Source organism: Intrasporangium flavum (assembly GCF_001956915.1).
Lineage (GTDB): Bacteria > Actinomycetota > Actinomycetes > Actinomycetales > Dermatophilaceae > Monashia > Monashia flava.
On record NZ_MLJO01000003.1, the window covers coordinates 175,204 to 198,189 of the forward strand.

A 22,986-nucleotide genomic window follows, 5' to 3' on the forward strand; every position below is an offset into this window, starting at 1 on the left:
CGGCACGCTAGGGAGACCGAGCGACCCGCGTCCTGCCCCGCCCCGGGGGCTGGGGACGACGCCGACGCCCGGCGAGGGGGTGTGGACGACGCGCGAGCGGGGCGGCAGGCCACGTGACGAGACACCGGGCGTGCCGATTCCCGCGGCGGCAGTGCCGTGGGCCAGACTGCTCCAATGGCCCGGCACATCATGACCCTGACCTGTGAGGACCGTCCCGGCATCGTCGCGGCCGTCTCCGCGGCGCTGCTCGCCGTCGACGCGAACATCGTCGAGAACCAACAGTTCTCCGACGAGGACACCAACCTCTTCTTCATGCGCACCGTCTTCGACGCCGACGCCTCCGAGGTCGAGCGCGTGCTCGACGCCATCCGCGAGAGCCCGGCCGTCGTGTCGCAGCACCTCGCGGTCCGCCCCGAGGACGAGCACTGCCGCACCGTCATCCTCGTGAGCAAGTTCGACCACTGCCTCCTCGACCTGCTGCACCGCTGGAAGTCCGGCGACCTGCCCATCGACATCGTCGGCGTCGTGTCCAACCACGAGGACTGCCGTGGCCTCGTCGAGTACTACGGGCTGCCGTTCACCGTCATCCCGGTCACCCCGGACACCAAGGCCGACGCCGAGGCCGAGCTGCTGCGCATCGTCGACACGGGCGACGTCGGCCTCGTCGTCCTGGCCCGCTACATGCAGATCCTCAGCGACGGCCTGTGCCGGGCTCTCGAGGGTCGCGCCATCAACATCCACCACTCGTTCCTGCCCGGCTTCAAGGGCGCCAAGCCCTACCACCAGGCCCACGACCGGGGCGTCAAGCTCATCGGCGCCTCGGCGCACTACGTCACGGCCGACCTCGACGAGGGCCCGATCATCGAGCAGGACGTCGTGCGCGTGACCCACGCGGAGTCGCCGCAGCGGCTCGTCGCGATCGGTCGCGACGTCGAGCGACGCGTCCTGTCGCGGGCCGTGCGCGACCACGCGGAGTCGCGCGTCTTCCTCTCGGGGCGCCGCACGATCGTCTTCTGACGCGCCGCAGGGCGCGTCCGCGTCCACCCACAGCGTCCTGACAGCCGGTCCATGCCGACCTTTGAGTCGGCGCTCCTACCGTCACGCCGAAACACCTCTCAGACGGATGGATCGGACGGTGTGCGGTGGCCAGGTCTCGCCATGACGGCAGTCCTCGATCGTGGTACCGGAGCAGGGCCGTCGTGCTGCTCGCGGCCGTGCTCCTCCTCGCCGGTGGCGGCGGGGCGTGGGCCCTGACGCACCGGGCGAGCGACCCGACGGCGACCCGGACCCGCACCGTGACGGCGTCCCTGACGACGCTCCAGCAGACGGTCACGGCCTCCGGCACCATCGAGCCGGCGCAGCAGGCCGACCTGGCGTTCGGCAGCGCCGGCACCGTCACGAGGCTGTCGGCGACGGTCGGGCAGAAGGTGACGACCGGTGAGCGGCTCGCGACGATCGACGACACGACGCTGCGCAGCCAGGTCGACCTCGCGTCGGCGCAGGTGACCCAGGCCCAGACCCAGGTCGATGCCAGCTCCACGGGAACGGCCGCGCAGCTGGCCTCGGCGCGCGCCCAGCTTGCGTCGGCGCAGGCCCGCCTGACCCAGGCGCAGGACGCGCTGTCCGCCGCGACGCTCACCGCACCGTTCGACGGCGTCGTCGCCGCGGTCGACGTGCAGGTCGGGGCGCGCGTCGGCGGATCCGGTTCCGGCAGCGGCGGTTCCGGTTCCGGCGGGTCGGGTGGCACCGGAGCGGCGGGTGCGTCGGGAGCCTCCACCTCGACCGGCGGCTCGGGCACGACGGTCCTCACCGTCATCTCGACGTCGTCGTGGCTGGTGACGACCTCCGTGACCAACGCCGACCTGCCGAACGTCAAGGCCGGCCTGCAGGCCCAGGTGACGCCGACCGGTGCCACCCAGCCCCTGTTCGGCACGGTGAAGTCGGTGGGCATCATCGCCTCGTCCGGCTCGAGCGGCGCGGCCGAGTTCCCGGTGACGATCGCCCTGACCGGGCACCCCACCGGCGTCTACGCGGGCACCACGGCGTCGGTGTCGATCATCGTGCGGCAGCTGCCCGACGTCCTCGTGGTCCCGACGCTGGCCGTGCGCACCGAGAACGGGGCCACCGTCGTGTCCCTCGTCCGAGGCGGCTCCACCGTGACGACGCCGGTGACGGTCGGGCAGGTGTTCGGCGCCCAGACCCAGGTGACCAAGGGCCTCTCGGAGGGCGACCAGGTCGTCATCGACCTCGGCACCCTCCAGCGCGGCACGACCGGCGGGACACCACCGAACGGGACCGGGACGGGCGGCCTCGGCGGCCGGGGCCTCGGCGGCTTCGGGGGTGGGGGCTTCGGCGGCGGTGGCGGCGGGTTCGGCGGTGGCGGAGGCGGATTCGGCGGCCAGGGTCGCACGAGCGGGCAGGGTGGGTGAGGTCATGGGCTCCCCCATCCTCGACCTCGCCGACGTCCGCAAGACCTACGCCACAGGCAGCATCGCCGTCGACGCCCTGCGCGGGGTGACGCTGTCCGTCGACGCCGGCGAGTACGTCGCCGTCATGGGCCCCTCGGGCTCGGGCAAGTCGACGCTCATGCACATCCTCGGCTGCCTCGACGTGCCGACCTCCGGCACGTACCACCTGGCCGGCGAGGACGTCAGCGGGATGGGCGAGCGCCAGCTCGCCGACGTGCGCAACCGCCGGATCGGCTTCGTGTTCCAGCAGTTCAACCTCCTGCCGACGCTGAGCGCCTGGCGCAACGTCGAGCTGCCCCTCACCTACGCGGGGGTGGGGCGCGAGGAACGACGCCGTCGCGCGGTCGAGGCCCTCGGACGCGTCGGGCTCGGCGACCGCGTCGAGCACCGACCCGGAGAGCTGAGCGGCGGTCAGCAGCAACGGGTCTCGGTGGCGCGCGCCCTCGTGACCGACCCCGACCTCGTCCTGGCCGACGAGCCCACGGGCAACCTCGACTCGACGTCGACCAACGAGGTCCTGGCCCTCTTCGACGAGCTGCACGCCCAGGGCCGCACCATCGTGCTCATCACGCACGAGTCGGACGTCGCGGCGCGGGCCGCTCGCATCGTGCACGTCCTCGACGGCCGCCTCGTGGCCGACGGCGCCGTGCCGGTGGGGGGCGCGCGATGACGTGGGTCGAGACCGCCCGCACCGCCATCGACGCGATCCGGACCCGCCGGATGCGCTCGGCGCTCACCGTCCTCGGGATGCTTATCGGCATCGCCGCCGTGATCCTCACCGTCGGCCTCGGCCAGGGCGCGCAGGCGCAGGTGGCCAGCCAGATCGACGCGCTCGGCTCGAACCTGCTCATCGTCACCCCCGGCAGCGCCACGCAGACGAGCGGGCTGCGCGGCGGCCGCGGCACGGCCACGACGCTGACCGCCGCGGACGCCGCGGTGCTCGCCGACCGCGCGGTGGCCCCCGACGTCGCCGCGGTCGCGCCGGTGTCGACCTCGACCCAGAGCGTCCTCGCCGACGGCACGAACTGGACGACGAGCATCGTCGGGACCACGCCCTCGTGGCTGGGCGTCCGGGCCCGGACGGTGCAGCTGGGCCGGTTCTTCACCCAGCCCGAGCTCGACGCCGCCGGACGGGTGGCCGTCGTCGGGGCGACGACCGCCGGGCAGCTCTGGGGTGCAAGGTCGCCCGTCGGACAGACCATGAGCGTCGGTGGTCTGCAGCTCACCGTCATCGGCGTGCTCAACACGGCAGGATCCACCGTCGGGGGCGACCAGGACGACCAGGTGGTGCTGCCCTCCACGACGTACGCCCAGGCGTTCGGCGGTGGCAGCCCTGCCGTGTCGACGATCTACGTCGAGGCCACCGGTCAGGACTCGCTCTCGGCGGCCTACCAGGAGACGCAGAACGCCCTGTTCACCTCGCACGGCGTCACGGCCGACACGGCCGACGTCACCGTCAGCAGCCAGGCCTCGCTCGTGCAGACCGCGACGACGACGGCCCACGTGCTGACCGTCCTGCTCGGCGGCATCGCAGCGATCTCACTGCTCGTCGGCGGCATCGGCGTCATGAACATCATGCTCGTCTCGGTCACCGAGCGGATCCGCGAGATCGGCCTGCGCAAGGCCCTCGGCGCGACCCCGCGCGTCATCCTGCGCCAGTTCCTCGTCGAGGCCAGCCTGCTCGGTCTCGTCGGCGGCGTCCTCGGGCTCGGGCTCGGGCTCGTCGGCGCGGCGGTCCTCCCCCATGCGATCGGCCAACCGGTCGCCGTGTCCGTCGCGGCGGCAGCCGCCGCCCTGCTCGTCTCCCTCGTCATCGGCGTCGCCGCCGGGGTCTACCCGGCCAACCGCGCGGCCCGCCTCGCCCCCATCGACGCGCTCCGCAGCGAGTGACGTCCCGTCCGAATCGAGTGATCCCGTGACCGACACCCAGCCTCTCCCCCGTCGACGCGTCGCCGTGCCGGTCCTCACGCTCGTCGCGGCACTCGGCCTGGGCGCCTGCGGTCCGGGGGCGACCGCCGCCTCGCAGTCCGGGGGCACGGCCGTGTCGACCGGACGCGGCGGGGACAGCGGCTCCGGCACCGGCTCCGCCGGCGGGTTCGGCTCGGGCCGTGGGTTCCCCGGCGCCGCCGGCCTCGTCGCCGACGTCACCGGCAGCACGGCCCAGGTGCAGAGCACCACCGCTCAGACCGCGGTCACCTGGACGCGGACGACGCGGTTCACCAGCCTTGCCCCCACGACAGCGGCCGCGGTGCGCGTGGGCGTCTGCATCACCGCCCGACCCGCCTTCGCAGGCCGGCCCTCGGCGACCGGGACCGGGACGCCGACGCCCACCCCCACGGCCACAGGCGTGGCACCGACCGTCGCCGCCGCCACGATCGAGCTGTTCCCGGCCACCTCCGGGCAGTGCGTGCCGGCAGGCTTCGGCGGCGGCAACCGGGTGGCACCGACGGGTTCACCCACGGCGACCGGCGCCCCCGCCGGCCAGAACGGGCTCCGCGGCGGTGGTCGCGGCACGGTGGGGACCGTGACCGCGGTCGAGTCCGGGGCGTTCACGGTGCGGCCCGTGGTCCTGCGCGGCCCCAACGGTCCGGGCGGCACGTCGCTCGCCCCGGTCACGGTCACCTGGGGCGCGTCGACGACGTTCACGACGCTCCAGGCAGCCACCGCGAGCGCGGTCCGGGTGGGCGCCTGCGTCACGGCGATCGGCAGGGCCGACTCCACGGGCGCGGTGACGGCGGCCTCGATGCAGGTCAGCCGGCCGGTCGGTGGGTCCTGCACGACCGGGCGTGGCTTCGGCGGCCGCGGCGGCTTCGGCGGCGGCCCCGGGGCAGGCGCCCCTGCGGCGGGGGTGGGGAACGGTGGCTGAACGAGGCACCACCCGACGTTGGACGGTCGTCGTCGTCGCGGCCGCCGTCGTCCTCGTGCTCGCCGGCGGCTACGCGGTGGGGCTGACACGGAGCACCGACCCGACCGGCAGCTACCGCACCGCGACGGTCGGGCGCGGGCCCGTGCAGCAGGTCCTGACGCTGACCGGCACCGTGAGCCGCCTCGACGAGGTCACCGCGACGTTCCCGACATCGGGCACCGTGCGCAGGGTCGCGGTGCACGTCGGGCAGCGCGTCGCGCAGGGCCAGCTGCTCGCGACGATGGACCCGACCGACCTGCGCGCCGCCCTGCTCGCGGCCGACGCCCAGCTCGCCCACGCGCAGGCCTCGCTCGACGCCGACGAGAGCGCCACCTCGACCCCGACGACCTCGACCACCTCGACGGGCGGCTCGACGGGCTCGACCGGGTCGGCAGGGTCCCGGACGTCGTCCGCGACGAAGACCGCGACCGGAGGCTCCACCGGCGCCCCGACCGGCGCATCGACCGGGTCGAGCGGGTCGAGCGGGTCGAGCGGGTCGAGCCGGTCGACGGGTGGATCCGGCAGCCGGGCTGGCGGGGGCGCTCCGACCGGTTCCATCGACACCCGTTCGCTCGTCAGCGCCGTGGACCGCGCGCAGGCAGCGCTGGCGGCCCAGCAGACCGCGTGCGCGCCCGTGCTCGGAACGCCACCGCCCGGGGGCCGCGCCAGCCGGTCGCAGACCCGGACCGCATCGCCCGCGTCGACCGGTGCGGGCGCCACCGGCACGCCGACGCCGGACCCCACCACGCCGGACGCCACGACCACCGGCACGCCGACCGTGCCCGCGACGACGACGCCACCCACGACGCCGACCACCTCGCCCACCACTGCGCCCACTGAGCCCACTGCGTCACCCACCACTACGCCCACTGCGACCGGAGTGCCCACGGGCACCCCGACCACGTCACCGTCAGGCCCCACCGCGATGCAGCTCGCTGCCTGCGCGCTGGCCCTGCGCACGACCGCCGGAGCCCAGCAGGCCGCGTCCGCGCGGCTGACCAGCCTTGCGGCGCAGGTGTCCCGGGTCGCCACGCAGGTGGCCCGGGCGGCAGCTGCCGCGGCCGGGTCGTCCGGCTCGACCGGTGCCTCGCACTCCCCCGGGACGACCGGCTCGACCGGGACGACCGGCTCCTCGAACACCGGCGGCGCGTCGGGATCGGCCTCACGCGCCGGAGCGACCCCGAACGCGGGCGCCACGGGCACGCAGAGCACCGCGAGCCGCGTCGCGTCGGACCGGGTCGCGGCGCTCCAGGCCCAGGCCTCGGTCGAGCAGGCGCAGGTCGACCTCGCCGGAGCGACGCTGAGGGCTCCCGTCGCCGGCGTCGTGGCGCAGGTCGACCTGACCGCGGGGTCCCCGGCGTCGACATCGAGCGGCATCGTCGTCGTCGGCGACGGCGCCGCCCAGGTGTCGGTGGCCGTCCCTCTCGCCAACGTCCACCTCGTCGCGGCCGGCCTGCCGTCCACGGTCACCCCGGCGGGCGCGACCACGGGCGTCGCCGGCAGCGTCACGTCGGTGGGGCTCCTGCCGACCGCCACCAGCGGGTCCACCTCGGGCAGCGGCTCGACGGCCACCGGGTCCGCCGGCACCGCGACCCCGAGCTACCCCGCCCAGGTGCTGGTGGCCCGCCCGCCCGCGGCCCTCGCCGCCGGCTCCACCGCCACCGTCTCGCTCGTCGTGGCGAGCACGCCCGACGCCGTGCGCCTGCCCGTGTCGGCCCTCGCCGGCAGGGACGGCGGCAGCGCCACGGTGCAGGTGCTCGCGGCCGGCACCCCGACCACCCGACGCGTCGTGCTGGGGGCGGTCGGCGGCGGGTGGGCGCAGGTGCTGACCGGCCTCACGGGCGGCGAGCAGGTCGTCGTCGCCGACCTGTCCGCGGCCCTGCCCACCGCGACGACCGGGCTGCGTGGCCTCGGGGGTGGTGGCTTCGGCGGGGGCGGGTTCGGCGGCGCGGGCGCCGGCCGGGGAGCCGGCGGAGCCGGGGGAACCGGAGGCACCGCGGGCCGGACCGGCTGAGCCGGCGTCGAGCCGGACCGGTCAGCCCTGCTCCCGCTCCCGGTCCGGCTCCTCGTCCGGCTCCTCGTCCGCATCCTCGTCGGAGTCCTCGAGGTGCTCGATCCGGCGCTGGCGCCACCAGCCGATGACGTTGTTCTGGTGGCGCCACAGCACGAGCAGCCCGATCGCCGTGAGCCACCAGCCGGTCCACACGTCACCCGGCGCGTGCCCGGTCCACACGAGCACCGCGACGACGAGCATCGACAGGGCCCCGAAGATCGACCCCGCCGCCACCCAGCGGGTCACGGCCACGGCGACGACGAAGACGACCACGACGACGAGCGCGACCCAGGGGTGCACGCCGAGCACGGCCCCGAGCGTCGTGGCGACACCCTTGCCACCGCGTCCGCGCAGGAACGGCGACCAGATGTGCCCGAGCACCGCGGCGATGCCGACGGCGTACGCGGCGTGGGCGCCGAAGACGTGACCCGCGACGAGCGTCGGAACCAGGCCCTTGAGCACGTCGAGGACGCCGACGAGCACGCCCCACTTGCGCCCGAGCACGCGTCCGGCGTTGGTGGCGCCCGGGTTGCCCGAGCCCGACGTCGAGAGGTCCTTGCCGAGCAGTCGGGCGACGCCGGTCGCAGGGTTGAGCGAGCCGACGAGGAAGGCCGCGAGGACCAGGCCGGCCCAGGCGAGCACGGAACCGGCGGTCACGGCCGGGCGCCCTCCTCGGCCTCGGGGAGCGGCTCGCCCGGTCGCGGTGACACGGCGATGGCGACGGTCCCGGGCCCGACGTGCGCCCCCACCACCGCCCCGAGCTCGACGACGAGCACCTGCGGGGACCCCGGCACCTGGGTACGCAGGTGGGCCGCGATCTGGTCGGCGCGCTCGGCGGCGTCGAGGTGGTGCACGGCGAGGTCGACGGCGAGGCCGCCGGCCCGGACGTGCTCGAGCACCATCGCCTCGATCCGCGCGACGGCGCGCGCCGAGGTGCGCACCTTCTCGACGGGCACGATGCGACCGCCGCGCACCGCGAGGATCGGCTTGATCGCGAGCGCCGAGCCGAGCAGGGCCGACGCGGCGCCGATGCGTCCGCCCCGGCGCAGGTGCTCGAGCGTGTCGACGTAGAAGAGCACCCCGGAGGGCTCGAGCCGCTCGCGCACGGCGGCCGCCACCGCGGTCGCGTCGGCGCCGCCGCGAGCGGCCTCGGCGCCGGCGACGACGGCGAAGCCCATGGCCATCCCGATGGTCTCGCTGTCGACGACCTCGACCGGCACGGGCGCCTCGGCCGCGGCGATCCGGGCGGCCTCGAGGGTGCCGGACATCTGCGAGGACAGGTGGACCGAGACGATCGCGTCGGCGCCGTCGGCGGCGAGCCGCTCGTAGGTGTCGGCGAAGACCTGCGGCGTCGGGCGCGAGGTCGTGACGATCGTGTACTCGCGCAGCGCGGCCGCGACCTCCTGCGAGGTGATGTCGTGGCCCTCGACGTGGTCGCGACCGCCGACGACGACGTGCAGCGGCACGACCTCGATGCCGTGCCGCTCGACGTCGGCGGCCGGCAGGTAGGCCGTCGAGTCGGTGACGATGCGGGTGGTCACGGCTCGCTCCTTCCGCCGGGTCGTGCGGCCTCCAGGTGGTCCCAACGTACCGGCACCGGACGCGTCCGTCGGGGACGCGTCCGGTGCCGTGGGTCGGGCGCCCGGGCGGGTCGGCCCGGAGGCGTCAGGCCGGGACGACGTTGACGAGCTTCGGTGCGCGCACGATGACGGTCCGCACGCCGTTCTCGGTGGCCGCCTGCACCTTGGGCCGGGCGAGGACGAGCTCGCGCAGCGCGTCCTCGGTGATGTCGGGCCTCACCTCGACGCGGTCGCGCACCTTGCCCTTGATCTGCACGACGCAGGTGACCTGCTCCTGCACGATCTTGCTCGCGTCGCTCTCGGGGAACGCCGCGAAGGCGACGCCGCCGGCGTGCCCCAGGCGGGCCCACATCTCCTCGGCGATGTGCGGGGCGATCGGCGACACCATGAGCACGAGCGCCTCGACGACCTCGCGCGGCGGCACGTCGAGCTTGGTCACGGCGTTGTTGAGCTCGATGAGCTTGGCGATCGCGGTGTTGAAGCGCAGGCCCTCGAAGTCCTCGCGGACGCCGGCGATGGTCTGGTGCAGCTGGGTCGTCAGCGCCTGGTCGGGCTCGACGTCGCCGACCCGCGCCTCGCCGGTGGCCTCGTCGACGACGTTGCGCCACAGCCGCTGCAGGAAGCGCTGGCTGCCGACGACGGCGCGGATCTCCCACGGCTTGGACAGCTCGAGCGGGCCCATCGACATCTCGTAGACGCGGAAGGTGTCGGCACCGTAGGCGTCATACATCTCGTCGGGGCTCACCGAGTTCTTCAGCGACTTGCCGATCTTGCCGTACTCGCGGTTGACCGGCTGGCCCTCCCACGTGAACGTCGGCTCCGCGCCGTGCCCGCCGGCATGCTCCTCCACCTCGGCCGCCGGCACGTACTGCCCGCGGGCGTCGGTGTAGGCGTAGGCCTGGATGTAGCCCTGCGAGAAGTACTTGCGGAACGGCTCCTCGCTGCGCACGTGGCCGAGGTCGAACAGCACCTTGTGCCAGAACCGCGCGTAGAGCAGGTGGAGCACCGCGTGCTCGACGCCGCCGACGTAGAGGTCGACGCCGCCGGGGTCGCGGGTGCCGGCCGGCGCGCCCTCGACGGTCTCGTCGTGGCGGGCCAGCCAGTACGCCTCGTTCTCGGGGTCGACGAAGGCCTCGTGGTTGGCCGGGTCGAGGTAGCGCAGGTAGTACCAGCACGAGCCGGCCCAGTTCGGCATGGTGTTCGTCTCGCGCCGGAAGGACCGGGTGCCGCGACCGTCGCCGAGGTCGACCTCGACGTTGACCCACTCGGGCACGCGCGACAGCGGCGGCTCGGGGCTGCTCGACGCGTCGTCGGGGTCGAACGTCTTCGGCGAGTAGTCGGGCACGTCCGGCAGCGTCAGCGGCAGCTCGGCGTCCGGCACCGGGTGGGCGACGCCGTCGGCGTCGTACATGATCGGGAACGGCTCACCCCAGTAGCGCTGGCGGCTGAAGAGCCAGTCGCGCAGGCGGTAGTTGACGGTGCCGTGGCCGGTGCCCTCCTGCTCGAGGAACGCGATGATGCGCTCCTTGGCCTCGCCGACGTGCAGGCCGTCGAGGGAGATGCGCTCGTTGCTCGAGTTGATCGCGACGCCGTCACCGAGGAACGGCTGGTCGTCGGGGTGGCCCTCGGTCGGCTGCACGGTGCGCACGATCGGGATGTCGAACTTCTCGGCGAACTCCCAGTCGCGGGTGTCCTGCCCGGGCACGGCCATGATCGCGCCGGTGCCGTAGCCCATCAGCACGTAGTCGGCGACGAAGACCGGGATCGACTGTCCCGTCAGCGGGTTCGTGGCCCACGAGCCGGTGAACACACCGGTCTTGTCCCGGCCCTCGGTCTGCCGCTCGACGTCACCCTTGCGCGAGGCGGCGAGCCGGTAGGCGGCCACCGCGGCGGCCGGCGTGCCGGACGTGTCGGCATCGTCGCCGCGCCAGCCGGCCTCGGTGCCCTCCGGCCAGTCGCCCTGCGGCACCAGCGAGTCCACGAGCGGGTGCTCGGGCGCGACGACCATGAAGGTCGCGCCGAAGATCGTGTCGGGACGCGTCGTGAAGACCTCGATGCCGGCCTGCTCACCCGCGGTCGTGACGACCGGGAAGGTGACGCGGGCGCCCTGCGAGCGGCCGATCCAGTTGCGCTGCAGGCGCTTGACGTTCTCGGGCCAGTCGACGCCGTCGAGGTCGTCGGCCAGGCGGTCGGCGTAGGAGGTGATGCGCATCATCCACTGCGAGAGGTTGCGCTTGAAGACCGGGAAGTTGCCACGCTCGGACCGGCCCTCGTTCGTGACCTCCTCGTTGGACAGGACGGTGCCCAGGCCGGGGCACCAGTTGACCGGCGCCTCGGACTGGTAGGCGAGGCGGTAGCCCTCCAGGACCTTGGCCCGGTCGGTGGCGTCCAGCTCGGCCCAGGGACGGCCGTCGTCGGAGGTGGCGGTGCGCTCACCGGAGTCGAGCAGCTCGACGAGCTCGCTGATCGGGCGCGCCCGCCCCAGGCCACCGTCCTCGCGCACCGCGTCGGCGTCGTACCAGGCGTCCCAGATCTGCAGGAAGATCCACTGGGTCCACTTGTAGTAGTCCTCGTCGATCGTCGCGAACGTGCGCCGGTTGTCGAAGCCCAGCCCGAGGCGTCGCAGCTGGCGCTTCATGTTCGTCATGTTCTCCTCGGTGGTCTTCCGAGGGTGCTGGCCGGTCTGGACCGCGTACTGCTCCGCGGGCAGGCCGAACGCGTCGTAGCCGAGGGCGTGCAGGACGTTGCGGCCCTGCATGCGGTGGTAGCGGCTGTAGACGTCGGTGGCGATGTAGCCGAGGGGGTGGCCGACGTGCAGGCCGACGCCGCTCGGGTAGGGGAACATGTCGAGGACGATCAGCTTGCGCCCGAGCGCCGCGACCTTGTCGGGCTCGGCCCACGGGCCGGCCGGGTTCGGGGCCGCGAAGGTGCCCTCCTCCTCCCAGCGGTCCTGCCACGCGACCTCGATGTCGCGGGCCATGGCCGCGGTGTAGCGGTGCGGCGTGTCGTCGGTCTGCGGGCGCTCGGACGTCTGGTTCTCGCTGGCCTGGCTCATGTCTTCTCTCTCGTCACTGGTCGCCGGGGCAAAAGAAAACCCCTCGCACAGGAGGGGGAGCCGCGCTGATGTCGGGTGACCCCGACGTTGCTCAACGCGGCTGCGGAAGGAGGAGCAGACCAGCCATGGGGCCAAGGTTAGCGCAGCACGCCCATCCCCTGCCGAGGGCAGGTGTCAGCGGAAGAGGCCGACGACGATGAGGGTCTGGGCCACGTGGTAGGTGACGATGACGACGATCGGGGCCCAGCGGCGCTCGTGGACGAACCGGTCGTGGCCGAGCACCGTGTCGCTGACGACGAACGTGAAGCAGCCGAGGATGACGAGCCAGTCGCCCTTCCACGCGGCGACGAGCAGCAGGGTCAGCAGGGCGAGCTGGTAGATGAAGACCGGGCCGCGCTGCTCCCCCGCGCCCCGCACGATGGCGCGGCCGAAGAGGACGAAGAGCAGCACCGCCACCGGCACCGCGCCGAGCAGCCACCACGGGAAGCCCGGCTGCGTCGGCGTCTCGAGGACGGCCCAGATGTAGGCGACGTGCGCGACGAAGAACGCACCGACCCCGACGAGGAAGCGGGTCTCGGTCGCCGTGAGCAGGGCGACGTCGCCGACGAGGCTGAACCCGAGCGCGAGGAGCACCGGCAGCAGCGGCGGAGAGCCGGGCGCCGCCCCCTCCCAGCTCAGCGACCACGCGAGACCGCCGAGCAGCAGCACGACGAGCGGCTTGGTCAGCCGCTCGAGCGCGTACTCACCCCGAAGCACGGCACCCCAGTTGATGAGCGCCGTGACGCCGAGGGCCACCGAGAGGACCCAGAGGTGGGTGGTCACGATGCCAAGACTCCCAGCCGGGCCGCGCGGCCGGGCTCCGACACGCAGGATCGCCCCGGACGCCCGCCCAGCGGGCACGTGTCGGCAGCCCCACGGTTCTCTGTCAGACTCGGCCAATGCCCATGCGCAAGTTCAAGCACACGGTCACCCCTGACGACACGGCCGCCACGGTCGGCAGCGGTGACCTCGAGGTCCTCGCGACCCCGCGTCTCGCCACGTGGTGCGAGAACGCCGCCTTCCAGGTCTGCCGGCAGAGCATCGACTCCGACCACACCACCGTGGGCACGAAGATCGTCATCGAGCACGTCAAGGGCAGCGCCGTCGGCACCGACATCACGATCCTGTGCGCCGAGCCGATCAACGACGGCCGCCGGCTCGTGTGCCACGTCAGCGCCAAGGACGCCGACGGCGAGGAGATCGCCTTCGGCGAGGTGCACCGGGCGGTCGTCGACCCGGACCGCTTCATGGCCAAGTGCCAGCGCATCCTCTGACCCGCAGGCGCCTCCCAGCCACGGCCGACACGATCGACGCGTGACGCCCGGCCTCCTCGGCGCGCTCCTCGCCGCGCTCGCCTACGGCACCGCCTCGGTGCTCCAGGCCCTCGGCGTGCGCGCCCTGGCGGCGACGCCCGCCGGCACCTCGCTGCTCCGACGCGCCCGGGTGGCCTGGCCCTACGGCGTCGGGCTCGCGCTCGACGGGCTCGGCTTCCTCGCCTCCGTGGCCGCCCTGCGGACGCTGCCGCTCTTCCTCGTCGAGTCGGCGGTGGCGTCGTCGGTCGCGGTGACCGCGGTGCTGTCCGTGGCCGTGCTGGGCCTGCGGATCGGCGCGGGCGAGGTCGTCGCGCTCGTCGCCGTGTGCACCGGCCTGACCGGTCTGGCCCTCTCGGCCGCCGACGGTCCGGCCGTGCACCCCGGACCCGGCGCGACGTGGTGGCTGCTCGCTGCGGCCGCGCTCGTGGCCGGTCTCGTCGTGGTCGGTGCCGTCGACCACGACCGCCGACGCGGCGCGGTGCTGCTCAGCGTCGCCGCGGGCCTCGGCTTCGGCGGGGTCGGCGTGGCGGCGCGGCTGCTCGAGGTCCCCGACCCGGTCTGGGGAGTGCTCACCGACGGCCTGGCGTGGTCGCTCGCGGCGCACGCCGGCCTGGCCACCGTGGCCTACGCGCTGGCCCTGGCCCGCGGGCGGGTCACCACGGTGGCGGCCCTGACGTTCGCGACCGAGACGGTCGTGCCGGCCCTCGTCGGACTGCTCGCCCTCGGTGACGCGGTGCTGCCCGGGCGTGGCCCGATCGCCCTCGCCTCCTTCGTCGCGACGCTCGCCGGGTGCATCGCCCTCGCCGGCCGGGCGGAACCCGCCGAGCCCGCCGAGTCCTCCGAGCCCACCGGCACCCGCCAGGAGGACTCCGACGGGGGCGAGGCCGCCGCAGCCGCCGGCGAGGACGGTCTCGTCATCAGCGGCGACGCAGCCGCTCCACCTCGGCGGCCACCTGGGCCTCCGTCGGCTCTTCCTTGACGTAGGCCTCGTAGGCGTTGGCAACCAGCCCGATGCCCCAGCCGGCGATCGGGAAGATCGGCCAGAAGAAGCCGCTCGTCGTCATCGCCCAGACGATGACGATCATGCCGTTGACGAGGCAGTAGATGAGCAGGTGGACGCGGAAGTCCGCCTTCTTGCGGAGCCGCTGGAGCGCTCTGACGCGCAGGTCCGCCTCCTGCCGCTCCTGCTCGTCGGCCGGCTCGAGAACGGGCTCGCCGACGCGGTCCCGGGTGGGGTCGACGTCGGGTCGCGGTTCGATCGGGGTGCCGTACACGGTCATCGTTCTCACCGTTTCCTCCGCGGGCCGCCGGGCGGACCTCGCACCGGCTCCCACACTCCCACCGTAGGTCTGCACCGCCGCGGCGACGGGCGTCCGTGGTGGGACTCACCCGGTCTGACGCGTCACAGCACGTAGGCGTCGCCGTCGCGACGGAAGCCCAGGGCGGCGTAGTACGGCTCGACCATGTCGGGGGGCGGCAGGAACCGGCGGTACCCGCGCCTGCGGAGCGGTCCGTCGGTGCCGAGGATGAACTCCCCCGGGGAGAGGTCGCGGTGCCGCGGCGTCACCCAGTCGAGCAGCAGCTGAGCCGTGCCGTCGCCGGCGTCGCGGCCGATGACGACGCCGACGGTCTCGTCGCCCTTGAGCACGAGGTAGCACGCGTCGCCGGAGAAGGGGTCGTAGACGAAGTCGGGGTTGAACCGGCGGATGTCGGCCTCGTAGACGCGCAGCACGTGGCGCAGGTACGTGTCGTCGCCGGCGACCTCGAGCACCTCGTACGCGGCGGCGTCGTGCTTCTCGCGCGCCATCCGTGCCAGCTGCCAGACGTTGATCGCGGCCAGCACGACGTTGAGCCCCACCATCGGCCACACGTGGTTGGCGGTGTTGTAGCCGATGAGGATGACGCAGCCGACGAGGTTGATGATCCGCAGCCGTCGCAGCTGGGTCTGCAGCAGCGACCAGACGAGCACGGCCGAGCCGATCCAGCCGATCGCCTCCAGCCACCAGGAACCCATGGGCCGACCCTAGTGCCGTCCGGAGCCGCCGGTGCCCCCGCCGACCGGAATCGACGGGGGCACCGGGTGCCGGCAGCGGACGCGTCAGGCGTCGGGCGCCACGAACTCGGGCAGCGTGGCCTCGAAGCGGGCATCGAGCGTCAGCGAGGGCAGCACCTGCCCCTGCTTCTGCGCGTCGGCGGCGACCGCGGAGCCCCACGTGGAGGCGCGCAGCCGCTGGTTCGGCGTGCCGTGGTGGCCGGCGCTGGTGAAGCTGCAGTCGCCGACCTGGTAGAAGGACTGCTCGGCCTGCAGCACCCGGGCCGTGTTGAGGGCCAGTCCGCGCTTGTGCGTCACGAAGTACGTGCCGAACGCGTCGGCCATGAGCTCGGTGCGGCGGGTGGCCTCGGGGCCGGTGAGCGGCGAGTCGAACAGGCCCTTGTCGTACTGCACGTGGTGCGCGTACTCGTGGCCGAGGACGGCCCGCGGGCCGACGTCGCCGACGCCGATGGCCTCGAGGGCCGAGAGGATGCCGTCGCCGAAGACGAGCTTGTCGGGGATCGCCGCGACGACGGGGTCGGTCTCGCCCTCGGCGCTGAAGGCGAACGCGTTGAGGGTGAACAGCGGGTTGTCGCCGTCCTGCAGCCCCGGGTCGCTCGCGACGACCTGGCGGATCATCGAGGCGAGCCCCGCGACCGCGGACTCCGGCGCGCCGTAGAGGAAGGCGAGCGTACGGGTCATCCGGGCCTCGTCGCGCATGACGTCACCGTGCATGGCCATGAGCTGGATGCCGGACCCGTCGGTGTCCCAGAAGGTCTGGGCCGCGCGGAAGGACCGGGTCAGCTCGTTGCGGTAGTCACGCTGCAGGGCGTACCGCGTGTCGCCCGAGGACCCGAAGAGGATCGCGTCGTAGGTCGGCAGGTCGAGGGCGCCGGTCGTGGCGAGGAAAAAGAGGTTGGAGTAGTCGATGTTCGCGAGGAGGCCGTCGACGTAGGCGTCCAGACGCGTCGGGGAGCACTGGTACTGCGTCGGGTCGATGGCGCGCTCGAGCGCCTCGCGCGGCGCCGACGCCTCGACGCCGAGGCGGGCGACCGACGCCTGGCGGCGGGCCTGCCAGTCGGCCGGCAGGAACGTCCGGGCGCGGGCGACGAGCGCGGCCGCCTGCGGGTCGTCGGTGGCGCCGGTGGCGAGGTCGTAGGTGTGGCCGTTCGGAGCGACGAACGCGGTCGGCGAGACCGCTGCGGACGTGGTCGACGTCGCCGACGCCGGCTCGGCCGACGCGGCACCGGCACCGGCCGCGAGACCGGCGCCGGCGAGCGACAGCGAGAGCGACGCGACGAGCGCGACCGACCAGGGTGAGGGCTTGGGCACGTGAGGGCTCCTTGGTCAGCGTCCGCGGCCCGCTGCCGGGGACGTCGCCCTCATCATCAGGTCCCGACGCGTCGCTCCCCTGCCGGACGCGCCGGAGTGCCGACGACCTTGAGACCGATGACGGCCGCGACGACGCCGGCCAGCAGCAGCACCTTGGCCACGGAGAAGGCCTCCCCGCCGAAGAGCATCGCCCACGTGACGGTGAGGGCGGCGCCGACGCCGGTCCACACGGCGTACGCCGTGCCGATGGGGATCGAGCGGGCCGCGCGCGCCAGTCCCACCATGCTCAGGGCGCCGGCGACGAGGAAGACGACGGCCGGCAGCGGGCGCGAGAGGCCCTCGGACGCGGCGAGCGCCGAGGCCCAGACGGCCTCGAGGACGGCGCTGAGCAGGAGCACGACCCACGGCATCACGCCACCGCCTTGAGCCCGGCGATGCAGCCGACGAGCACGACGAGCAGCACCCCCCGCGCAGCGCCGAGCCGCTCGGTGCCACGGGCGACCGCGAGCGCGATCGTGCCGACGGCGCCGATGCCGACCCACACGGCATACGCGGTGCCCGCGGGCAGGCCGGTCATGGCCCACGCGAGACCGACCATGCTCAGCACGAGCGAGACGGCGAACAGCGTTGTGGCGCGGGGGCGCCGGAAGCCGTCGGACGCGGCGAGCGCGGTGGCCCAGACGGCCTCGAGGGCCCCGGAGACGACGAGGACGAGCCAGTACATGGCAGTTCCGATCCGGCCGTCTTGTCGCTGTGCGGGTACGGCTCCCTCGTCCGCAGCGCGGCGTGGCGCGCTCGCACCCATGGTAGGTGACCGGTGCACCCGGCCCAAGTCGGGCGCTCCCACCTCGCGAACCGTGTATCAGGAGGGTGCCGCCGCACTACCGTGAGATGTCGGTTCGGTTCGACCACCCGGGACCAGCCATGAGCGGTGACTACCTCGACTTCGACATCGCCCTGACCCGCGAGGGCCAGGGGTATGCAGCGCACGTGCTCGACTCCCCTGCGGGGCAGGCGTCCACACCCTTCACGCTGCCGTTCGGCGCCGCCGACCTGGCTCGTTTCATGGTGGCCGTGGGCCCGCCGCGGGTCACGTCGCGGCGGCTCGTGCCGGCGGAGTCGCGGGTCGTCGACGTGCGCGAGTACGGGCGCCGCCTCGCCGACGCGCTGCTCGCCGGTGACGTCGGGCGCGCCTTCCGCGACAGCCTCGCCACGGCCACCGCGCAGGGCCGCGACCTGCGGCTGCGGCTGCGGCTCGACGCGGTGCCCGACCTCGACCCCGTCCCGTGGGAGTACCTGTACGACAAGGGACTCGAGCGGTTCGTCGCGCTCTCGCAGGAGACGCCGGTGGTGCGCCTCCTCGACGCGCTCGACCGTCCGCCCGTCGTCACGGTGGAGCCGCCGCTGCGGGTGCTCGTCATGGTGAGCAGCCCCTCGGACCTCGAGCCGCTGGCCGTCGACCGCGAGAAGCAGCTGCTGCGGGCGACGACCGGCGACCTCGTCGCGGCAGGCCTGCTCGAGGTCGTCGTCGTCGAGGACGCGACGCTCATCTCGCTGCAGCGGGCGCTGCTCGACGACTACCACGTCTTCCACTTCATCGGCCACGGCGGCTTCGACGACCAGGCCCAGGAGGGGGTGCTCGCCCTCGAGCACCCCGACGGCACGGCGCACCTCGTCAGCGGCGCACGGCTCGGCACCCTGCTGCACGACGCTCGGACGCTCCAGCTCGCCGTCCTCAACGCGTGCGAGGGGGCCCGCACGTCGGGGCGCGACGCGTTCTCCGGGGTCGGGCAGGCGCTCGTGCGCCAGGGGCTGCCCGCGGTCGTCGCGATGCAGACCGAGATCTCCGACCGGGCCGCGCTCGTCTTCAGCCACGAGTTCTACTGGTTCCTCACCCGTGGGCTCGGCATCGACGCCGCGATGTGCGAGGTGCGCAAGGCGATGGCGGTGTCGGACGAGGCGGCCGAGTGGGGCACCGCGGTGCTGCTCCGGTCGGGCTCGGAGCAGCCTTTCGCCTTCGTCGGGCCCTCCACTGCGACAGGGCAGCCCGGTGCGGCGACCGCCTTGCGTGACGACCCGCGGGCCAGCGACGCACGACTCGCCTCGCTCTACACGGCGGCCCAGGGCGCCATCGCGGCCGCGGACACGACGACCGCGCTGCCGATGCTCGAGCAGATCGCCGCCGAGCGGCCCGACTACGCCGACGTCACCGAGCTCATCGCGCGCGTGCGGCCCGACGCCGGCCCCCCGGGCCCGGACGCCGCGGCCCCCGCGGACCGGTCGCAGCGGGCCGGCGTGGTCAACCCACGGCCGCAGACCTTCCCGCAGCAGCACGACGCGCAGCCGCCGCAGCCGAGGCAGCCGGACCGACCGGAGCCTCCGCAGCCCGAGCCGCATCCGGAGCCGGAGCAGCCACGGCCGGACCCCGAACGGCGACAACGGGACCGGGGCCGCGGCATCGGCCGCTGGGTGCGGCTCGCCGTCCTCGGCGTCGTGGTCGTCCTCGGGCTCGTCGCGTGGCGCACCCTGCCCTCGCTGCTCCAGAAGGCCGACCCGCTCGTCGCGGCGGCGTGCGGCTCCAGCTCGGTCGACCCCGGCGCCAGCGACGTCACGATCGGCTGCGCTCCCGTGGCGCCGGTCGTCGACGGTTCGTTCGACGACTGGCGCTCGGTCACGACCCACGTCGTCGACGCCCCGGTCCCGGACTTCGCGCGGGTCCCCGTCAACGGGCTGTCGGCGACGTGGCAGGCCCTGTGGGACAAGGACGCCCTCTTCCTGCACGCCGTCGTCACCGATCCCACGCACACCGGCGTGGCGGCCGGGCAGCCGAGCCAGTGGTGGCGCGGCGACGCCGTGTCCTTCGAGGTGGGGCCCGACCCGCGGAAGCTGTCCGCAGCGGCTCCCCTGCGCAAGGGCAAGGACTTCCACGTCATCCTCGCCCTCCTCGACGACGGCGACCGCGGGGCCGCTGCCGCGGTCAACGTCGTCGGGACGAGCCCCAAGGGCCAGGTGGTGTTCGCCACCGGGTCGCGGCGTCCGGGGATCGCCGTCGTGGCGCGCCCGACCGACACCGGCTACGAGCTCGAGGCGCGGGTGCCGTGGTCGGAGATCGGCCGGTCGGTGCCCCCGGCGCGCGGCGAGGTCCTCGGGTTCAACGTCAACCTCAGCGACGCGCGCGGCTCGGGGACCGACTGGGCGCTGCGCACCATGCTGAGCAGCAACCCGAGCCGGTCCGGCGCCAACCAGAACCACCCCGGCACGTGGCAGACCCTCGCCCTCGGCGACTCGGGGTGAGCGTGTCCGGCCGCCTGCACGCCCTGCTCGTCGGGGTCGACGCCTACCCGCCGCCGGTCCCGGCGCTGCAGGGCTGCGTCAACGACGTCACGGTCTTCGCCGAGGTCCTGCGACGCCGGGTCGGCGACGACGCCCTCGACCTGCTCGTCGTCACCGACGCCGCGGCCACCCGCGAGCGCGTCGCGACCGCCTTCGCCGAGCACCTGGGGCAGGCCGGCCCCGACGACACGGCGCTGTTCTACTTCAGCGGCCACGGGTCGCAGCAGGACACGCCCCCGGAGCTGTGGTCGCTCGAGCCCGACCACCGCAACGAGACGATCGTCTGCGTCGACAGCCGCTCCGACGGAGGCTGGGACCTCGCCGACAAGGAGGTGGCCACCCTCGCCGCCGGCGTGGCCGAGAGCGGCTGCCACCTTCTCGTCGTCCTCGACTGCTGCCACTCCGGCGGCGGGACGCGCGACGTCGACGAGGTGGTGCGCCTGGCCCCCGAGGACCGCCGGGTCCGCCCGGCGAGCTCGTTCCTGCCCGGCGTCGTCGCCACCTCCGCCGCCCCCTCGACGACGCGCGGCGTCCCGCGGTGGGCGACCCCGGCCGCGCGGCACGTGCTCCTCGCCGCGTGCCGGTCCTCGGAGAAGGCCCGCGAGGTGACGGTGCTCGGGCGCCAGCGCGGTGTCATGTCGGCGGCGCTCGAGGCGACCCTGCTCGCCTCCGACGGGCGGCCCTCCTACCGCGACGTGCTGCGCGCCGTCACGGCCGAGGTGCTCGGACGCGTCGAGGAGCAGCACCCACAGCTGGAGAGCACCGACGCCGCCGATCTCGACCGGCCCTTCCTCGGCGGCGCCCTCCCCGCGACGCCACGGCCGCTGACGCTGAGCCGCCTGCCGGACGGGTGGTCGATCGACTCCGGTGCCGTCCACGGCGTGCCCGAGCCGATCGGCGACGACACGACAGAGCTCGCGGTGTACCCGCTCACCGGAGAGACGTCCGGGGCGCCCCTCGCGGTCGCGACGGTGACGCGCGTGCTCCCCGACCGCAGCCTCGTCAGGCTCGACCCCGACCTCGACCCGGCGTTCGTCTACCGTGCCGTGGTCACCTCGATCCCGTTGCGTCCGTTGACCGTTCGCGTCACGGGCGACGACGCCGGCACGGCCGCCCTCCGGCGCGCCGCCGAGGAGGCCGACCACACGCTCGTCGACCTGGTCGACCCCGGCGAGCCCGGCGCCGACTCCCCCGGCCTCGTCGTCGAGTCGACGCCCGGCGGGTTCGTCATCACCCGGCCCGGGGTGCCGCGCCCGCTCGTGCCCGTCGTCGCCGGCGCGGGCCGCGAGGAGCGCACCGTCGCGGCGCTCGAGCACGTCGCCCGCTGGCTGCGCCTGTCCACCCTGACGAACCCCGCCACCCACCTCCCGGCCGATGCCGTGCGCTTCGAGGTCGGCACGCCCGACGCCGCGGCGGCGCCGACGGGCGCCGGCGGCATCCTCGGCGTCGCGTACACCGACCAGGGCCCGCCCCGGTTCACCGTGACGCTGACGAACACGTCCGGCGGGCCGCTCTGGGCGGCGCTGCTCGACCTCACCGAGACCTACGGCATCTTCACCGACGCCTTCCCGGCGGGGTCGGTCGCGCTCGGGCCGGGCGAGTCGACGGCGGTCGACCTCGCGGGCCAGGTGTCCGACGCCCTGTGGGCGGCCGGGACCGTGTCGGTCACCGACGTGCTCATGCTCGTCACGAGCACGCTGGAGTTCGACCCCCGCACCCTCGAGCAGGACGAGCTCGACGTCACCGCGCCGCCCGCCCCAGCGGGACCCGTGCGCGGCGTCGACGCGTCGGCGGCCCTCGGCACGAGCGACCCGGCCACCTCGCTCGACGGGGTGCTGCGCAGCGTCCGCACGCGCCGGGCCACCCCGGTCGCGCGGGCCGGGTCGGTGGCCGACTGGCGCACCGACACCGTCCGAGTGGTCACGACCCGCCCGCGCACCTGAGCGACGCAGCCCGTAACAGGCGCCTCAGTCCTCGGGGTCCCACTCGACCAGCCCGTCGAGGGGCTGGCGGTCGCCGTCGAGGTCGAGCACGTCGACGGGCAGGCGCCCGTACATGAGCAGGACGAGGTCGCTCGCCGTGGCCGAGCCCGTGACGGTCGGCACGCCGGCTCCGTCGGCCCCGGCGGCCCCGGCGAGGGGCTCGGCCCGCGCTCCCTCGGCCGAGAGGCCCAGGCGCCAGGCCGGGCCCTCGGTGGCCCGGTAGACAACCGTCGCCGGCTCGTAGGGCCACCGGCTCGTCGTCGCGACGCACGTCGACAGGAACTCCTCGACGCCGTCCAGCGCCACCTCGCGCGGCAGCGGCACGGGCTCGCCGACCGCGGCCTGCGCGTCCCACGTGTGCACCGCGACCTCCTGCAGCTGGTGCCGGGCGACCGCCCCGCTCGTCTGCGGCGACTGCGACCTGGCCCACCACGTCCAGCACGGCCGGTCCGGTCCCGCCTCGCGGAGCGCGTCGAGCAGCTGCTGCGTCGAGGCCGCGAGCCAGGCGTCCAGGGCCGCGCGGTCGCGCGGGGCGTTGGCCTCCTCGGGACCGGGCAGGACGCGTCCGGTCGCGGCGGCACCGAGGGCGACCGTGGCGGCCCAGGAACGGCGCCCCGCGCCGATGTGCTGGGCGAGGTCGGCCAGCGTCCACCCCGGGCAGGAGGGCACCGGGGCGTCGAGGTCGGGGGCGGACGCGATGACGGCGCGGAAGGCGGTCACCCGCTCGTCGATGAGACGCAGCAGGTCGGGCAGCTCGAGGGTGGGGTGCACGGGCGGATGTCTACCAGTTCGTGAACGAACCCGACCAGTGGGTTACCGGTTCTGCGAACCAGCGGCGCGGCTCGACCCGGCGCTGAGGGGAGCCGTCGGCTCCGCTGCGCTCCGCCTCCTCCC

At 74.4% G+C, this 22,986-nt stretch carries 20 protein-coding genes and 1 riboswitch; of the genes, 10 read left to right on the forward strand and 10 right to left on the reverse strand.

Annotated elements, in window-relative coordinates; genetic code table 11:
• Window positions 1-174 precede the first annotated feature (174 nt).
• The 6 genes from purU to BIV28_RS20390 all read left to right on the forward strand — a co-directional run bounded on the left by purU (window position 175) and on the right by BIV28_RS20390 (window position 7,387).
• Entirely contained in the window at window positions 175-1,017 is an 843-nt protein-coding gene (gene purU / locus BIV28_RS02420) for a formyltetrahydrofolate deformylase (RefSeq protein ID WP_076258986.1), read from the forward strand.
• A 182-nt stretch (window positions 1,018-1,199) separates the two neighbouring features.
• Window positions 1,200-2,429 (forward strand): efflux RND transporter periplasmic adaptor subunit, encoded by a 1,230-nt coding sequence (locus tag BIV28_RS02425; RefSeq protein WP_207555715.1) that lies wholly within the window; start codon window positions 1,200-1,202, stop codon window positions 2,427-2,429.
• A gap of 4 nt (window positions 2,430-2,433) precedes the next feature.
• Window positions 2,434-3,138, forward strand: a complete 705-nt coding sequence (locus BIV28_RS02430; protein ID WP_076259415.1) for an ATP-binding cassette domain-containing protein — start codon at window positions 2,434-2,436, stop codon at window positions 3,136-3,138.
• Window positions 3,135-4,358: an ABC transporter permease gene (locus BIV28_RS02435; RefSeq protein WP_076258990.1), complete on the forward strand. Its 1,224-nt coding sequence runs from the start codon at window positions 3,135-3,137 to the stop codon at window positions 4,356-4,358. The genes BIV28_RS02430 and BIV28_RS02435 overlap by 4 nt, the downstream gene beginning before the upstream one ends.
• Window positions 4,359-4,383: 25 nt before the next feature.
• Window positions 4,384-5,334 carry a hypothetical protein gene (locus BIV28_RS02440; RefSeq protein ID WP_076258992.1) on the forward strand — a complete coding sequence of 317 codons (951 nt, stop codon included), beginning with the start codon at window positions 4,384-4,386 and terminating at the stop codon, window positions 5,332-5,334.
• Window positions 5,327-7,387, forward strand: coding sequence for an efflux RND transporter periplasmic adaptor subunit (locus BIV28_RS20390; RefSeq protein WP_207555716.1), 2,061 nt, complete (start codon window positions 5,327-5,329; stop codon window positions 7,385-7,387). Before BIV28_RS02440 ends, BIV28_RS20390 begins: the two co-directional genes overlap by 8 nt.
• A gap of 21 nt (window positions 7,388-7,408) precedes the next feature.
• On the opposite strand, the gene plsY is transcribed toward BIV28_RS20390, so the two are convergent.
• From plsY to BIV28_RS02465, 4 genes are all read right to left on the reverse strand, one after another.
• Window positions 7,409-8,083 carry a glycerol-3-phosphate 1-O-acyltransferase PlsY gene (gene plsY / locus BIV28_RS02450; RefSeq protein ID WP_083706967.1) on the reverse strand — a complete coding sequence of 225 codons (675 nt, stop codon included), beginning with the start codon at window positions 8,081-8,083 and terminating at the stop codon, window positions 7,409-7,411.
• Window positions 8,080-8,967, reverse strand: coding sequence for a DegV family protein (locus BIV28_RS02455; RefSeq protein ID WP_076258995.1), 888 nt, complete (start codon window positions 8,965-8,967; stop codon window positions 8,080-8,082). The genes plsY and BIV28_RS02455 overlap by 4 nt, the downstream gene beginning before the upstream one ends.
• A gap of 124 nt (window positions 8,968-9,091) precedes the next feature.
• Entirely contained in the window at window positions 9,092-12,061 is a 2,970-nt protein-coding gene (locus BIV28_RS02460) for a leucine--tRNA ligase (RefSeq protein ID WP_076258996.1), read from the reverse strand.
• A gap of 174 nt (window positions 12,062-12,235) precedes the next feature.
• Window positions 12,236-12,883, reverse strand: a complete 648-nt coding sequence (locus BIV28_RS02465) for a lysoplasmalogenase (protein ID WP_076258998.1) — start codon at window positions 12,881-12,883, stop codon at window positions 12,236-12,238.
• Window positions 12,884-12,999: 116 nt separating this feature from the next.
• Between BIV28_RS02465 and BIV28_RS02470 the strand changes: the two genes are divergently transcribed.
• On the forward strand, window positions 13,000-13,374 hold the full coding sequence (locus tag BIV28_RS02470) for a thioesterase family protein (RefSeq protein ID WP_083706969.1): 375 nt from the start codon (window positions 13,000-13,002) through the stop codon (window positions 13,372-13,374).
• Between the two features lie 40 nt (window positions 13,375-13,414).
• A complete protein-coding gene (locus BIV28_RS02475; RefSeq protein WP_076259000.1) occupies window positions 13,415-14,392 on the forward strand; it encodes a hypothetical protein in 978 nt (325 codons plus the stop codon).
• Here the strand turns inward: BIV28_RS02475 and BIV28_RS02480 are convergent.
• The 5 genes from BIV28_RS02480 to BIV28_RS02500 form a co-directional block, all read right to left on the reverse strand.
• A complete protein-coding gene (locus BIV28_RS02480) occupies window positions 14,331-14,693 on the reverse strand; it encodes a 2TM domain-containing protein (RefSeq protein WP_207555717.1) in 363 nt (120 codons plus the stop codon). The genes BIV28_RS02475 and BIV28_RS02480 overlap by 62 nt on opposite strands.
• Window positions 14,694-14,815: 122 nt before the next feature.
• A complete protein-coding gene (locus tag BIV28_RS02485; RefSeq protein ID WP_076259003.1) occupies window positions 14,816-15,427 on the reverse strand; it encodes a YgjV family protein in 612 nt (203 codons plus the stop codon).
• A gap of 84 nt (window positions 15,428-15,511) precedes the next feature.
• On the reverse strand, window positions 15,512-16,777 hold the full coding sequence (locus BIV28_RS02490; protein WP_076259005.1) for a neutral zinc metallopeptidase: 1,266 nt from the start codon (window positions 16,775-16,777) through the stop codon (window positions 15,512-15,514).
• 56 nt (window positions 16,778-16,833) lie between these two features.
• A complete protein-coding gene (locus tag BIV28_RS02495; RefSeq protein ID WP_076259006.1) occupies window positions 16,834-17,187 on the reverse strand; it encodes a DMT family transporter in 354 nt (117 codons plus the stop codon).
• A complete protein-coding gene (locus BIV28_RS02500) occupies window positions 17,187-17,501 on the reverse strand; it encodes a DMT family transporter (protein ID WP_076259008.1) in 315 nt (104 codons plus the stop codon). The genes BIV28_RS02495 and BIV28_RS02500 overlap by 1 nt, the downstream gene beginning before the upstream one ends.
• 10 nt (window positions 17,502-17,511) lie before the next feature.
• A riboswitch (guanidine-III (ykkC-III) riboswitch) is annotated at window positions 17,512-17,577 on the reverse strand.
• Window positions 17,578-17,701: 124 nt separating this feature from the next.
• On the opposite strand from BIV28_RS02500, the gene BIV28_RS02505 reads away from it, so the two are divergent.
• Window positions 17,702-20,071, forward strand: coding sequence for a CHAT domain-containing protein (locus tag BIV28_RS02505; RefSeq protein WP_076259010.1), 2,370 nt, complete (start codon window positions 17,702-17,704; stop codon window positions 20,069-20,071).
• A complete protein-coding gene (locus tag BIV28_RS02510) occupies window positions 20,068-22,053 on the forward strand; it encodes a caspase family protein (protein ID WP_242652731.1) in 1,986 nt (661 codons plus the stop codon). Before BIV28_RS02505 ends, BIV28_RS02510 begins: the two co-directional genes overlap by 4 nt.
• Window positions 22,054-22,077: 24 nt before the next feature.
• Here BIV28_RS02510 and BIV28_RS02515 read toward each other — a convergent pair whose 3' ends face one another.
• A complete protein-coding gene (locus tag BIV28_RS02515; RefSeq protein ID WP_076259012.1) occupies window positions 22,078-22,863 on the reverse strand; it encodes a maleylpyruvate isomerase family mycothiol-dependent enzyme in 786 nt (261 codons plus the stop codon).
• Between the last annotated feature and the right edge of the window lie 123 nt (window positions 22,864-22,986).